Here is a 13,055-nt window from a genome sequence, read left to right as displayed (position 1 = left end):
ATTGTTCTGATGACTCAGGCTGGTTGCTTGTTTTCCGCCATCCGACTGACGAAACGACTGAATAAATAATCAACATCCTGAGGCCCTGGACTTGCTTCAGGATGTCCTTGGAAACAGAAAACAGGATGATCTGTCAGTTCGAAACCCTGAAGACTCCCGTCGAACAATGAATGATGAGTAACGCGTGCATTAGCAGGCAAGGTGTCGGTAGCGACTGCAAACCCGTGATTCTGGCTGGTAATCATCACCCGATTGCTATCAACATCCAACACCGGGTGATTAGCACCATGATGACCAAATCGCATCTTGATCGTTTTGGCACCAATCGCTAAAGCAACCAGCTGATGGCCCAGACAAATTCCAAATACAGGAACTCCACTTTCCAGCAATGCGCGTGTAGTAGCAATCGCATAACCACAGGCTTCCGGATCACCCGGGCCATTGGAAAGCACTACTCCATCAGGTTTGGCAGCAAGAATCTCCTCAATCCGAGTTTGAGCAGGATAGACAATAACGTGACAACCTCGCTCAACCAGTTTACGCAAAATCGTACGCTTGACACCAAAATCCAACACAACAACCCGGTATTGACGCTCACTTACAGTCTGATAGCCTGTTTTCGGATCCCATTCCCCTTCACTGAATTCCCATGATTGGTTACAGCTAACCACGCGCGCCAGATCCATTCCAGTCAGACCGGGAAAAGTCCGTGCTTGTTGTAAAGCCTCGATTTCATCGATATGACCAGCCATGATGCAACCTGCCTGAGCACCTTTGATTCTTAAAATACGTGTGAGCTTACGAGTATCGATCTCGGCAATCGCTGGAACATTATGCTGCTTGAGAAAATCTGGCAATAATTGGCGACTGCGCCAACTGCTGGCAATGAGTGGCAAATCTCGAATCACCAACCCTGCCGCATGAATAACTTTGGAATCTATCGTAGATTCAATATCTTCGTCATTAACACCGGTATTGCCAATATGCGGATAAGTCAGTGTAACAATCTGGCGGCAGTAAGACGGATCGGTAAGAATTTCCTGGTAGCCGGTCATAGCCGTATTAAAGGCCACTTCCCCGGTAGCCACACCTTCGGCACCAATTGAGTCCCCATGAAAAACAGTACCATCAGCCAAAACAAGTACAGCGCGCGGACGGTTAGACACAGGACTCCCCAATGATTTGTAGCAAAACGCAGACAGACAGAAAAAAAGCGGTTCGAATTGATTCCACACCGCTAAAGTTAATTATACATGAGTACGGGAGCTTTTCCAGAAACTGCTCGCCCTTTACACTGAGCATCGCGCTACCTGTCAGAGAAATAGCACTACTGTTTTCGGCAAGGCTTCTCACTAGGTTATTTGACAACAATATTGAACACGCCAAAGATACAAAAATTACTCAAACCACCATCCCATGATGGCGCAATAGCGCATCAATTTTTGGCTCGCGTCCGCGAAACGCAACAAATGACTCAAGCGCAGGACGGCTACCGCCTACAGCAAGAACTTCATGCCAGAAACGCTCGCCAGTCTTCGCATTAACCACTTGGCCAACACCATTTTCCTCAAACAGGCTATAAGCATCGGCAGACAATACTTCTGCCCATTTATAGCTGTAATAACCAGCTGCATAACCCCCAGCAAATATATGTCCAAAGCTGCTCGGAAACCGGTGGAAAGCTGGTGGAATAATAACCGCTATCTGCTGACGGATTTTATCCAGACGCTGCAACACGGTCTCGCTGCCCAGTGGATCAAAATCAGTGTGCAGATGCATGTCAAACAAGGCAAATTCGATCTGACGTAAAGTTTGAAGACCACTCTGAAAATTCTTGGCTGCGAGCATCTTGTCGAATAATGTGCGTGGTAACGGATCTCCAGTTTCCACATGCGCAGCCATATCGCGCAACACCTCCCATTCCCAGCAAAAGTTCTCCATGAACTGGCTTGGCAGTTCGACCGCATCCCACTCGACGCCGTTAATACCGGAAACCCCCAGTTCATCCATCTGCGTCAGCAAGTGGTGCAATCCATGACCAAACTCGTGAAACAGTGTAATGACCTCATCATGCGTAAACAACGCAGGGCGCAAATGGCCATTGATCGTCACCGGCGCAGAAAAATTACAGGTGAGGTAAGCAACTGGCACCTGGATTTCAGAACGGCCGATTTCTGGCACCTCAATTCGTCGCCGCGTTACGGCATCATCCATCCACGCTCCTCCACGCTTGCCAGGACGAGCATAAAGATCCAGATAGAATTGTCCCAACACATCGCCTTCACCGTCAGTAATATCGAAAAACCTTACATCCTGGTGCCAACGCTGAACATTACGCGCCTGCTCTGCTTCACTGATATGTATCCCGTACAGCGTTTCCACCAACCCGAACATACCGGATAACACCTTGTTTTCTGGAAAATATTGCTTGACTTCCTGATCAGAAAAAGCATAACGCTCGATCCGCAGCTTTTCACTAACATAGGCAATATCCCACGCCTCAAGTTGGGTCAGCTTTAGTTTATCAGCTGCAAACTGACGTAGTTCCACCAGATCTCTTTCCGCATAGGGTCTCGCTTTAGCAGCCAGTTCATTCAAAAAATCCAGCACCTGCTGCGGTGTTTCTGCCATCTTGGGGGCAAGAGATACCTGCGCATAGCAATCATAACCTAGCAATTTGGCTTCTTCCTGACGCAAACGCAGGATCTGTTCGATCAAAGGCATGTTGTCACGCTTCACAGTCTGATCTGGACTGACTTCAAGCTCACTGGCTCGCGTTGTATATGCCCGGTACATCTGTTCGCGCAAACTACGGTTATCTGCGTACTGCATAACCGGCAGATAGGATGGAGCATGTAGCGTAAATTTCCAGCTCGGCACAGTAATTAAGGTATCTTTAGCTGCTGCTTCACTGGCTGCCTGCAATATATCTTCCGGAATCCCGGCCAGCTCACTCCGGTTTTCTATCAACAAGAAAAATGCATTGGTTGCATCAAGCAGGTTATCACTGAATTTTGCACTCAATGCTGACAGCTCTTCTTGAATTTGCATAAACCGTGCTTTATCTTCAGGTGATAATTCAGCCCCCCCCAACCGAAAATCTCGCAATTGGTTTTCTACAATTTTCCTGCGTGCCTGACTCAAATTATTGAACGCCGAATCTGTTCGCAATTGCTTAAATTTCTCAAATAATACTGGGTCTTGTGATAACTCAGCATAGTACTGCGTAACACGCGGCAGATTGGCATTATAGATTTCACGCAACTCCGGATTATTCATGACTGCATTCAAATGTGTCACCTGCCCCCATGCACGCGACAGACGTTCATTCACATCCACCATTGGTTGCACAAAATCCTGCCAATTCGGGACTTCCGATGTATTTTTGACTGCATTCATCACTGCACGGCAATCACGCAATAGCTCATCTATGGCTGGCGCAATATGTTCATTTCGGATTTCCTCATAATGTGGCAACGTGGAAAAATCAAGTAACGGGTTCTTCATATCAGTTATATATTCAAAGGGTTTATTATTAATGTGCGGTCTCAGGGTATTTTGTTAGTTATCGAATCATCCTGATTTCAATATGATCTGGATGAAATCTATAGGCTTCAGGCATATGTGCTACTAGCCATACACAACATGCCCGCTAATCAACGTAAACCGGGTGCGACCACATAGCTCCATTCCAAGAAAAGGTGTATTCTTGCCCTGACTTTTCAACTCAGCATTACTGACAACCCAGTACGCATCAGGATCAAAAATACATAAATCAGCTGGAGCACCTGCCACCAATCGCCCGGCATCAATTCCCAGTATACGAGCCGGATACGATGTAATTCTTGCCAGCGCTTCTGGTAATGATAATCTGCTTTCCATTGCCCATTTCAGCGTAAGCGGCAGCAACAGCTCCAATCCGGTTGCGCCAGTTTCGGCCTGGGCAAAGGGTAGCAGCTTGGCATCATCATCCACGGGTGCATGATCCGAGCAGATCGTATCAATCGCCCCATCCATCAGCCCTGCGCGTAATGCATCCCTGTCCGCCAGACCTCTGAGTGGTGGCATAAGATGACAGTTCGCATCAAAAAAGCCAATATCCATATCAACCAGATGTACATGGTGGATGGAAACATCACAAGTTAGCGGCAAACCTTGCTGCTTGGCTGCACGTACCAGCGCTACGCCCTCGGCACTGGAAATACGGCATAGATGTGCGCTGGCACCAGTTTCTTTCATCAGGGACAAAATATCCGTGAGCGCAATTGTCTCCGCACATACAGGTATTGCTGGCAATCCTAAACGAGTGGCAACCTCCCCATCATGGGCAACACCATGATTGGCCAGATACATATCCTGAGGGCGCAACCAGACTTTGAAACCGAAAGTGGCAGCATACTGCATGGCTCGCATCAATACATGCAGGTTGGCAATCGGTGCATCTGCCTGGCTAAAAGCAACACACCCGGCATCATGCAACTCAACCATTTCCGTTAATCGTTCACCTTTAAGTCCTTGAGTCAGCGCTCCTACCGGGTAGACTCGTGCCCGATCAAGATTACGCGCACGATGCTTCAGCATCTCCACCAGACCCGGTTCATCCAATGGTGGATCTGTATCCGGGGGGCACGCGAGGCTGGTTACTCCTCCCGCTACTGCGGCTTCCAGCTCCGACTCCAGGGTGGCCATATACTCAAGCCCAGGTTCACGCAAACGTGCGGATAAATCAACCAAACCGGGGCATACAACCAATCCGCTTGCATCAATCTCCCGATCATCATGAAAATGTTCAGGCCGGGAATCGATTGACATAATCTTGCCTTCAGCCAGATAAAGATCGCCAATACGATCCATACCGCTGTCAGGGTCAATCAGACGGCCATTTCGGATACAAATATGCATAAGAGGATACGAGCGTTAATTTCCAGCGAGAATCGACATGACTGCCATGCGAACAGCAATACCAAAACCTACCTGGGGTAGAATGACCGATTGAGAGCCGTCAGCCACCTCCGAATCAATTTCCACACCGCGATTCATCGGACCAGGGTGCATCACAATCGCATCAGATCTGGCCAACAAAAGTTTTCCCGGTGTTAGTCCGTAATACTTGAAATATTCTTCGGTGCTGGGTAAATGCGCAGATTCCATACGTTCATGCTGCAATCGCAGCATCATCAGCACATCTACATCTTTCAAGCCTTGTGTCATGTTGTGGTAAACATGCACACCAAGCCGCTCAACCCGTGCCGGCAACAACGTCTTGGGTGCAATAACACGAATTTCCGGTACCCCCAGTGTTGTCAGTGCGTGAATCTGTGAACGCGCTACTCGGGAATGCAGAATATCTCCAATAATTGCCACACGCAGTGTATGAAAATCCTGTTTGTAACGACGGATGGTAAACATATCAAGCAATGCCTGCGTAGGGTGCGCATGCCATCCATCACCGGCATTAATAACATGAATTTCCGGGCCGACATGACGAGCGATCAGATGCGCTGCACCACTCTGGTTGTGGCGCACCACAAACATATCCGCATGCATAGCAGACAGGTTGTTCACCGTATCCAGTAAAGTTTCCCCTTTGGTCTGGGATGAAACTGCCATACTAAGATTGATTACATCCGCTGAAAGGCGTTTTGCCGCAATTTCGAAAGTTGTGCGAGTGCGGGTACTCGGCTCAAAAAACAGGTTGAATACTGATTTACCTCGCAGCAGGGGAATTTTCTTGATATCCCGCTCTGTCACGCCGGTGAATGACTCCGCTGTATCAAGGATATGGTGCAAAATCGCAGCAGGTAACCCCTCTGTCGTAAGCAGATGCTGCAGCTCCCCATTTTTATTCAACTGCGGATGTATACTCATTACGCAGGAATTCCGAAAGAATTACAACAATACATATTTGTTTTAAATATCAACAAATAAAATCTGTTCGCACAAAACAGTCCGAGTCATCTGGATAACAACAGCATAATCCGCGATTTAAAGCAGACCGGCAATATTGATGAAAGTACAAGGGAGGTAATCTGCTGGTAGGCTCCCAGAATATACATTACTCAGTTACTATGCTACGCAAATCCAGGCTCAGTTTTCCATCATCCGCCTGTCTCAGTTCAAGCATGCTGCTTTCCGGCAAAGTCAGTACGGCTCCTGTATACCGTGCAGCAATCGGCAACTCCCGTCCGCCACGATCCACCAGAACAGCCAGATGGATACTGGCCGGTCGACCGTAATCAAACAATTCATTTATCGCAGCACGGATGGTTCTACCTGTATAGAGCACATCATCCACCAGAATGATGTGACTATTTTCAGCTTCAAAAGGGAGCTGGGAAGGCCTGACCTGTGGATGAAGGCCGATTTTACTGTAATCATCACGGTAAAAAGAAATATCCAGCACCCCTACCGGCTGCGTGATCTTCAATGCCTGATGAATACGCCTAGCCAGCCAAGCCCCCCCGGTATGAATACCCACAATAGTCGTTTTATCAGTGACATCCAATCGGATTTTTTCGATAAGCAGTGTCAGTAGCTGTTCGGCATCAGGAAGCTGCATGAGATGAATCAAAGAAAGTTTGAAGGATATGTTGTGCTGCAATCTGATCAAGCATTGGCCGCTGTTTTCTGCCTGTAATGCCTACTTCTTCCAACGTTAAACGAGCAATCGCTGTCGTATAACGCTCGTCTTCCATCGCCACCGGAATTCCGAATCGTCCTTCCAGTCGCCTCGCAAAACGTTGACATAATCGGGTTATCTCATGTTCAGCACCATCGGCATGAACCGATAACCCCACCACCAGCAAAACCGGTTGCCATGTCTCGATTAATTCGGCAATCTTTTCAAAACGGGGCTTAGTCATCGCCTGATCAATTGTCATCAAAGGATGAGCTAATCGCAATTCATATTCGCCAATAGCCACCCCTATACGTCGCACACCAAAATCGAAAGCAAGCACAGTGCCGGATAAAATAACGCTTGCCATGTCAGATATAGTTTCTTCGGCAGAATCAGGCATGGCCAACTTCATTGGACAAATTGAAAAAATCAATCCCCAGCAATTTCATGGCAGCAGGTAGTCGCTCTTCAAAAGAGAGTTCAAACAATATCCGGGATTGAGCGGGTACAGTCAGCCAGGCATTCTGCGCCAGCTCCTGTTCGAGTTGCCCAGCCGCCCAGCCTGAATAACCGAGCGCAACCAGGATTTTCTCTGGCCCCTGACAATCAGCAACCGCTTGCAAAATATCAATAGAAGCGGTCAGACCAGTCACCACATTGGAAGACAACGTAAACCTCCATGCTCCAACCGGTTCGTGCAATACAAATCCATTATCGACTTGCACCGGCCCCCCCAACAATACCGGCAAATTGGAAAGAGCGGGGTCCTGGGGGGATATACCTAATTGCATCAGCAGTTTTCCCACCGATAAATCAGTCGGTCGATTCACAACCATGCCCAAAGCACCCTGTTCGTTATGCTCGCAAATATAGGTTAACGTTTTGGCAAAGAACGAGTCCTCCAATCTCGGCATAGCAATCAGAAAATGATCGGTCAGGTTGATGGTTTGCATTACGATTGCGACATCTATAAAAATTTACCGCACTTATACCCAGTATGCGGTACGTGTCATGATTCCGGAGCTGAATTTCATGACGGCCTTAACCGGCACAGGCAATGGTCCACCTCCATACGAAACCGCCATGGTAGCATGGCATGCTTCATCGACCTTCATCTGCGACACGATGGCCCGGCTGCGAACATCCTGATGAGGCAATCGCTGCAAATGGTCTGCCAGATGCGCTTCAACCTGACGCTCTGTTTCAGCCAGAAAACCAAGATTCCATTTATCTCCAAGCGCACCTGCCACCAATCCCAGCGCAAAGGATCCTCCATACCACAACGGATTCAGAAAACTTTTATGCCCGCCCAGCTCCGCAATTCGGCGCTCTGTCCAAGCAAGATGTTCCGTTTCCTCACGCGCAGCCTGATCCAGTGCTTGACGTACCTGCTCATTGCGTGCCGTCAACGCCTGCCCCTGATAAAGCGCCTGGGCACAGACCTCACCTACATGATTAATTCGCATCAGTGCTGCAGATTCACGTTTTTCAATCTTACTCAACTCATTCTCAGGCAGATCCTTCCCCGGAATCGGACGCAAAGTAGCTGCAGGAGCCAGTAATGTACGCAGAGCGTTATCAAAACTAATAATCAATTTATCAACATTCAACATAAAAATTCCTCCATTAATCTCTTTTTCCCGTCTTGAGCCAGAACAATCTACTTTTCATTTTATACGCATTTGCCGTGCAAGCAACGTTACCGGATGCAAAACCTCTATATTTCTCCCCTTTCTCACCAACCCGTTAGCAATATGCAAGGCACAACCGATATTCGCCGTCACCAGGCAATCAGCCCCGGTCTGTTCAAAAATTTGTAATTTTTCATCAAGCAAAGCTCCTGCAAATTCTGGCTGATCAAGAAAATAGGTACCGGCCGCGCCGCAACACCGATCGTTACCAGGAAGTTCCACTACTTCAATTCCCGGAATATGTTGCAGCACAGAATACAGATAGCCTGAAGCACGCAGTGTATTGCGCAACGTACAAGGCTCATGCACCGCTATTTTTCGCGACAAGGGCACAAAACTGATTTCATCCCATACCTGCGCATCGAGGAATTGACTAATATCCATTACCGGCACAGAAAACCCGGCATCTTCTAATCGTGACGAATACTCTGCCAATTGAACACCACAACCGGAAGCAGTACTGATAATTGCCTGAATATTCAACCCCTCAAAAGCACGGAGATTTTGTTGAGCCAGCGACATTGCCGCATCAACCTGACCACTATGTTGATAAAGCGCTCCACAACACGTTTGTGCACTTGGCACATGCACTGTATAACCCAGCTGGTTCAATATGGATATGGTTGAAAGCAGTGTTTCGGTATCAACCAGCCTTGCAACACAACCCAGAAACAACGCCACCTCGCCGCGCAGAAAACCCTTGGCCGGGTATGAGCCACGCCATATTTGCCCCGGTAGATTGCGTGTTGTCAGAAATAGCAGAGACTGAGCCAGGGCATTTCTTTTCAGTACATTCAACCGTAACAACAACGACAGCAAACCATTCCTGACCAATAGACGCAACGCTGGCCGCAATATGTCAAATCGAGCAGATTTCGCAACCAGCTCTCGTTCCAGCAAATCCCTCAACCAACTCTTTCCACTTTGATTTTCTTTTTGAACAAAGGATGAGTTTTCGCGAATCATGGCACGCGCATTATTAATCAAGCGACCATAGGCGACGTTACTTGGACACACACTCTCGCAGGCACGACAAGTAAGACAGCGATCCATATGCTGAACAAATCTCTCATTCAATGGAATATGCTTATTAGCAACCCCACTCATCAGTGCAATACGTCCTCGCGGAGAATCCGCCTCGGAATGCGTCAAGTGATAAGTAGGACAATGCGGCAAACACAATCCACATGCCACGCAACGATTGGCCTCTGCAAGCAGCTCTTTAATCAAGTAATAACTCTGATCTGAATTTTTCATGACTTTTACAGCTACCTTATTAGAATCAAATCATTGTATTGTTCACGATACACTTTTACTTGAATGATTATATTAATATCACCGATTACCTTAATTTGGCCGATCCCTTTTAAATACATAGCCACCGGATTGCAATTTAATTTATTACTTGCTAAGTATATGAAAATTGCCATAGAATTACAGGTTTTAGTTAACAAATAACCACTTTACACAAGGGGCAACATGGTAGTAGTAAGACTGGCACGAGGTGGTGCTAAGAAGCGTCCTTTTTACAATATGGTAGTGGCCGATTCCCGTCGCCATCGGGACGGAAAATTTATAGAACGCGTGGGATTCTACAACCCTCGGGCTACGGGTGGCGAAGAAAGTTTGCGTATTCAGATGGATCGCCTGAACCACTGGCAATCCCAAGGAGCACAGCTATCTAGTACCGTCTCCAGGCTCGTTAAACAGTTTGGCAGACAGCAAAAACCCGCCTAGCCATCAGAGTGAAGCCGGGCTTCTCATAAACGAGGAGTCAATGGTTGTATTGGGTAGGGTTATTGGTCCACACGGGATTAGAGGCCAGATCAAGGTTACTCCCTTCACCGAGCATATTGATGGATTGATGGAATATCCTGCGTGGTGGCTCAGCAATGATGAGAAAAGCTGGCAAATAGTACATCCGACCTCTTTCTCTGTTCACGACAGCTTGCTGATTATTACGTTGGAAGAATATAGCGACCGGACGAATGCCTCTGGACTGAAGGGGTGGCTGATTGCCGTACCACGCAGTCAACTGCCTCAACTATCAGAAGATGGCAAAGAGGGCTACTACTGGTCAGATTTGATTGGAATCAGTGTTGTTAACACGGAAGGTGAATTTATCGGGACTGTGGCCGGCTTATTTGAAACAGGGGCAAATGACGTATTGCGCATTCAGCTCCCCGGCGGCAAAGAAGAATTGATTCCTTTTGTAGATCAGGTTGTCAGGCAAGTAGATCTGAGATCACGACAAATCATGGTGGATTGGGAGCTGGATTATTGAATTTTGTATGATGCCGTTTGAATTTGACGTCATTACGTTGTTGCCCGACATGTTTGATGCCGTCACACAACACGGAGTCACAGGCAGAGCAAAAAAAAATAACTTATATCATCTGCATACCTGGAACCCTCGCGACTATGCCACAAACCGTTATCGGACGGTAGATGATGCACCTTATGGTGGAGGTCCTGGCATGGTCATGATGGCTGAACCGCTGGATCTGGCCATCACAGATGCAAAAATTCGGCAGACCAAGAATGGAACCAGCAGAACCAGCGTCATTTACCTTTCCCCTCAGGGCAAGCGATTGGATCATGAAAAAATTCTGCAGATTTCCAAACTAGATGGAGTCATATTGCTTTGTGGTCGTTACGAAGGAATTGATGAAAGATTAATAGAAGATCAGGTAGACGAAGAAATTTCAATCGGGGATTACGTAATTTCTGGTGGAGAGCTGGCGGCCATGGTCTTAATTGATGCGGTGATCAGGCAATTACCTGGCGCATTGGGTGATACACAATCAGCCAGCCAAGATTCCCACGTTGATCATTTACTGGAATATCCACACTATACCCGGCCCGATATCTATAAAGAAAAACCAGTACCCGAAGTGCTGTTGTCCGGTGACCACGCAAAAATAGAGCGTTGGCGCCAGCAACAGGCAATTGGTAGAACTTGGCTAAAAAGGCCTGATTTGTTAGCAAAAAAATATCCAGAAGGCCTCCCTGGCAAGGAAAAGGAATTACTGGCGGAGTTTAAGCAATTACAATGTTTGACGATTACCAACCAGGCGACAGATACAATAAAAGAACAGGAGCAACGAAATGAACTTGATCGAACAACTGGAACGTGAAGAAATAGAAAGGCTGGGGAAAATAATTCCCGATTTTTCGCCGGGCGATACACTCGTGGTCAACGTAAATGTCGTAGAAGGTGATCGTAAACGTACCCAGGCCTTTGAAGGGGTCGTTATCGCCAAACGCAACCGTGGACTCAATTCCTCATTTATTGTGAGAAAAATATCCAGCGGGGAAGCAGTAGAACGCACGTTCCAAACTTACTCTCCTCTCATTGCAAGCATGGAAGTCAAACGGCGCGGTGCAGTACGTCGAGCAAAGCTCTATTACCTGAGAGATAGAACCGGCAAAGCTGCAAGAATCCGAGAGAAGTTACCTGCACGCAGAATTCAACAAAGAAGTGTTGCTGCAGATTAACCACCAGACTTCAGAGTGCAGGCAATTAGAATTACCTGCACTCTGAAAATAGAACTTTCAGCCATCTAGTAACTTTTTTATCTTTTCAGGGGGTCGCCCCAGTACCGCACTATCCCCGCGAATCACAATTGGGCGCTGAATCAGATCAGGATTGGCCGCCATCAGTTGTAATAATTCCTCATCATTCGCTGATTCCGAACCCATAGCAAGTGGCTCATCCGCACGCAGCAAACCTCTTGCTGGAATACCCAACTTACGAACAATCTCGCGCAACATGTCGATGGTCAGTCGGGTATCGTAGTAATTAATACTGTCGAATTCATTACCACTTTCCTTAAGAATAGTTAATGCTTCATGGCATTTACTGCAGGTGGGTTTTTGATAAATAGTTATTCTATCGCCCATAACCGCCTCGCCTCATTTAATTCCGCATTCCCTGGAAATGGCAGCATAAGCTGCACTTGATCCTTTTAAACCGAAAGTATCAGTTGTTGCCGTCCCCTGCGCAGAAACCCCGTTAACCACCATCTGATTGCCCCCGCGTATCGCTGACATCAGTTTGTTATCTGTTGCTGAATCAGATGCCCAGGCAGTTTCATTCTGAGTAAACAATTTGAAACGCTGGCCGCCGATACTGACTGTCACCTCGCTGTTTGGTTTAAATGAGTAACCTGCAACGAAACTGAACACATTTTTGCTCTTCTCAGCGGGACGATGGGTGATCAGCGCATAAACACTCCCGCGCTTGGTGTAGTTACCTTCCTCCTTACTGGGTGTGCTGACCATATAACAAACCTTGTTACTTTCCTCCATGTACACATAGGCGATCCAATCACCAAATTCTCCGATTGATTTTGGTTCAGCCGCATGCGCTGTAATACTCGTCATAAAAAAAACAGCTGACAGTATCAGTATTTTTGCGAATATCCATCTCATCGTATAAAGCTCCATAATTATCGCAATACTTCGACTTGCCGATAATCTGCTAATCACACCCTTCCATTTTATAAATGTAATATCCTTTCTGCTTGATCGCTTCAATCACCTCATCAGGTGCTTTCTGGCTGTGGCAAAAACGACATTCCTCACTGGTTACCGTCGCACCCTCTTCTCCAATCGAAGCAAGCCATTCCTTGGCAAATTCAATCGCTTTCTTATCATCCCTTACATCAGTAAACACATCAAAATGCATAGTGTGTCCGCGCTTGGATTTGACATAGGTATCGTACACATGGATCTGCATAAAA

At 47.1% G+C, this 13,055-nt stretch carries 16 protein-coding genes; 4 read left to right on the top strand and 12 right to left on the bottom strand.

Features of this window, described 5'->3' with window-relative positions; translation table 11 throughout:
• Positions 1 to 14: 14 nt before the first annotated feature.
• The 9 genes from carA to ACZ5EJ_RS01730 all read right to left on the bottom strand — a co-directional run bounded on the left by carA (position 15) and on the right by ACZ5EJ_RS01730 (position 9,567).
• Positions 15 to 1,166 carry a glutamine-hydrolyzing carbamoyl-phosphate synthase small subunit gene (gene carA / locus ACZ5EJ_RS01770; protein ID WP_074455439.1) on the bottom strand — a complete coding sequence of 384 codons (1,152 nt, stop codon included), beginning with the start codon at positions 1,164 to 1,166 and terminating at the stop codon, positions 15 to 17.
• 235 nt (positions 1,167 to 1,401) lie between these two features.
• A complete protein-coding gene (locus ACZ5EJ_RS01765) occupies positions 1,402 to 3,507 on the bottom strand; it encodes a M3 family metallopeptidase (RefSeq protein WP_074455377.1) in 2,106 nt (701 codons plus the stop codon).
• Between the two features lie 123 nt (positions 3,508 to 3,630).
• On the bottom strand, positions 3,631 to 4,902 hold the full coding sequence (locus ACZ5EJ_RS01760; RefSeq protein WP_074455376.1) for a dihydroorotase: 1,272 nt from the start codon (positions 4,900 to 4,902) through the stop codon (positions 3,631 to 3,633).
• A 15-nt stretch (positions 4,903 to 4,917) separates the two neighbouring features.
• Entirely contained in the window at positions 4,918 to 5,868 is a 951-nt protein-coding gene (locus ACZ5EJ_RS01755; protein ID WP_074455375.1) for an aspartate carbamoyltransferase catalytic subunit, read from the bottom strand.
• A 187-nt stretch (positions 5,869 to 6,055) separates the two neighbouring features.
• Positions 6,056 to 6,559, bottom strand: a complete 504-nt coding sequence (gene pyrR, locus ACZ5EJ_RS01750) for a bifunctional pyr operon transcriptional regulator/uracil phosphoribosyltransferase PyrR (protein ID WP_074455374.1) — start codon at positions 6,557 to 6,559, stop codon at positions 6,056 to 6,058.
• On the bottom strand, positions 6,546 to 7,019 hold the full coding sequence (gene ruvX, locus ACZ5EJ_RS01745) for a Holliday junction resolvase RuvX (protein WP_074455373.1): 474 nt from the start codon (positions 7,017 to 7,019) through the stop codon (positions 6,546 to 6,548). The genes pyrR and ruvX overlap by 14 nt, the downstream gene beginning before the upstream one ends.
• On the bottom strand, positions 7,012 to 7,572 hold the full coding sequence (locus ACZ5EJ_RS01740; protein WP_074455372.1) for a YqgE/AlgH family protein: 561 nt from the start codon (positions 7,570 to 7,572) through the stop codon (positions 7,012 to 7,014). The genes ruvX and ACZ5EJ_RS01740 overlap by 8 nt, the downstream gene beginning before the upstream one ends.
• Positions 7,573 to 7,605: 33 nt before the next feature.
• Positions 7,606 to 8,232, bottom strand: a complete 627-nt coding sequence (coq7, locus tag ACZ5EJ_RS01735; RefSeq protein WP_074455371.1) for a 2-polyprenyl-3-methyl-6-methoxy-1,4-benzoquinone monooxygenase — start codon at positions 8,230 to 8,232, stop codon at positions 7,606 to 7,608.
• 54 nt (positions 8,233 to 8,286) lie between these two features.
• Positions 8,287 to 9,567, bottom strand: coding sequence for a (Fe-S)-binding protein (locus ACZ5EJ_RS01730; RefSeq protein ID WP_074455370.1), 1,281 nt, complete (start codon positions 9,565 to 9,567; stop codon positions 8,287 to 8,289).
• Positions 9,568 to 9,789: 222 nt separating this feature from the next.
• Here ACZ5EJ_RS01730 and rpsP point away from each other — a divergent pair, with 222 nt between their 5' ends.
• Genes rpsP through rplS form a run of 4 tightly spaced genes read left to right on the top strand, consistent with a single transcriptional unit; the run spans position 9,790 to position 11,808 of the window.
• On the top strand, positions 9,790 to 10,047 hold the full coding sequence (rpsP, locus tag ACZ5EJ_RS01725) for a 30S ribosomal protein S16 (protein WP_011633564.1): 258 nt from the start codon (positions 9,790 to 9,792) through the stop codon (positions 10,045 to 10,047).
• Positions 10,048 to 10,087: 40 nt separating this feature from the next.
• Positions 10,088 to 10,594: a ribosome maturation factor RimM gene (gene rimM / locus ACZ5EJ_RS01720; protein WP_074455369.1), complete on the top strand. Its 507-nt coding sequence runs from the start codon at positions 10,088 to 10,090 to the stop codon at positions 10,592 to 10,594.
• Between the two features lie 10 nt (positions 10,595 to 10,604).
• Positions 10,605 to 11,447 carry a tRNA (guanosine(37)-N1)-methyltransferase TrmD gene (trmD, locus tag ACZ5EJ_RS01715; RefSeq protein ID WP_074455438.1) on the top strand — a complete coding sequence of 281 codons (843 nt, stop codon included), beginning with the start codon at positions 10,605 to 10,607 and terminating at the stop codon, positions 11,445 to 11,447.
• On the top strand, positions 11,419 to 11,808 hold the full coding sequence (gene rplS, locus ACZ5EJ_RS01710; protein ID WP_011633561.1) for a 50S ribosomal protein L19: 390 nt from the start codon (positions 11,419 to 11,421) through the stop codon (positions 11,806 to 11,808). Before trmD ends, rplS begins: the two co-directional genes overlap by 29 nt.
• A gap of 57 nt (positions 11,809 to 11,865) precedes the next feature.
• Here rplS and ACZ5EJ_RS01705 read toward each other — a convergent pair whose 3' ends face one another.
• From ACZ5EJ_RS01705 to ACZ5EJ_RS01695, 3 genes are all read right to left on the bottom strand, one after another.
• On the bottom strand, positions 11,866 to 12,213 hold the full coding sequence (locus ACZ5EJ_RS01705) for an arsenate reductase family protein (RefSeq protein ID WP_074455368.1): 348 nt from the start codon (positions 12,211 to 12,213) through the stop codon (positions 11,866 to 11,868).
• A 12-nt stretch (positions 12,214 to 12,225) separates the two neighbouring features.
• Positions 12,226 to 12,696, bottom strand: coding sequence for an invasion associated locus B family protein (locus tag ACZ5EJ_RS01700; protein WP_256328214.1), 471 nt, complete (start codon positions 12,694 to 12,696; stop codon positions 12,226 to 12,228).
• Positions 12,697 to 12,793: 97 nt separating this feature from the next.
• Positions 12,794 to 13,051: a DUF2024 family protein gene (locus tag ACZ5EJ_RS01695; protein WP_074455366.1), complete on the bottom strand. Its 258-nt coding sequence runs from the start codon at positions 13,049 to 13,051 to the stop codon at positions 12,794 to 12,796.
• Between the last annotated feature and the right edge of the window lie 4 nt (positions 13,052 to 13,055).

The organism is Nitrosomonas sp. TNE100 (assembly GCF_055387135.1).
The sequence above is the reverse complement of the archived record's forward strand: the minus strand, read 5'-3'. Positions and strand labels throughout refer to the sequence as shown.

What these genes read in the sequence shown, in the direction of transcription:
- pyrR (WP_074455374.1), bottom strand. Translation starts at nt 6,559, where the DNA reads ATGCAGCTTCCTGATGCCGAACAGCTACTGACACTGCTTATCGAAAAA.
- ACZ5EJ_RS01755 (WP_074455375.1), bottom strand. Translation starts at nt 5,868, where the DNA reads ATGAGTATACATCCGCAGTTGAATAAAAATGGGGAGCTGCAGCATCTG.
- ACZ5EJ_RS01740 (WP_074455372.1), bottom strand. Translation starts at nt 7,572, where the DNA reads ATGCAAACCATCAACCTGACCGATCATTTTCTGATTGCTATGCCGAGA.
- coq7 (WP_074455371.1), bottom strand. Translation starts at nt 8,232, where the DNA reads ATGTTGAATGTTGATAAATTGATTATTAGTTTTGATAACGCTCTGCGT.
- rimM (WP_074455369.1), top strand. Translation starts at nt 10,088, where the DNA reads ATGGTTGTATTGGGTAGGGTTATTGGTCCACACGGGATTAGAGGCCAG.
- rplS (WP_011633561.1), top strand. Translation starts at nt 11,419, where the DNA reads ATGAACTTGATCGAACAACTGGAACGTGAAGAAATAGAAAGGCTGGGG.
- rpsP (WP_011633564.1), top strand. Translation starts at nt 9,790, where the DNA reads ATGGTAGTAGTAAGACTGGCACGAGGTGGTGCTAAGAAGCGTCCTTTT.
- ACZ5EJ_RS01765 (WP_074455377.1), bottom strand. Translation starts at nt 3,507, where the DNA reads ATGAAGAACCCGTTACTTGATTTTTCCACGTTGCCACATTATGAGGAA.
- ACZ5EJ_RS01695 (WP_074455366.1), bottom strand. Translation starts at nt 13,051, where the DNA reads ATGCAGATCCATGTGTACGATACCTATGTCAAATCCAAGCGCGGACAC.
- ruvX (WP_074455373.1), bottom strand. Translation starts at nt 7,019, where the DNA reads ATGCCTGATTCTGCCGAAGAAACTATATCTGACATGGCAAGCGTTATT.
- ACZ5EJ_RS01705 (WP_074455368.1), bottom strand. Translation starts at nt 12,213, where the DNA reads ATGGGCGATAGAATAACTATTTATCAAAAACCCACCTGCAGTAAATGC.
- ACZ5EJ_RS01730 (WP_074455370.1), bottom strand. Translation starts at nt 9,567, where the DNA reads ATGAAAAATTCAGATCAGAGTTATTACTTGATTAAAGAGCTGCTTGCA.
- ACZ5EJ_RS01700 (WP_256328214.1), bottom strand. Translation starts at nt 12,696, where the DNA reads ATGACGAGTATTACAGCGCATGCGGCTGAACCAAAATCAATCGGAGAA.
- ACZ5EJ_RS01760 (WP_074455376.1), bottom strand. Translation starts at nt 4,902, where the DNA reads ATGCATATTTGTATCCGAAATGGCCGTCTGATTGACCCTGACAGCGGT.
- trmD (WP_074455438.1), top strand. Translation starts at nt 10,605, where the DNA reads ATGCCGTTTGAATTTGACGTCATTACGTTGTTGCCCGACATGTTTGAT.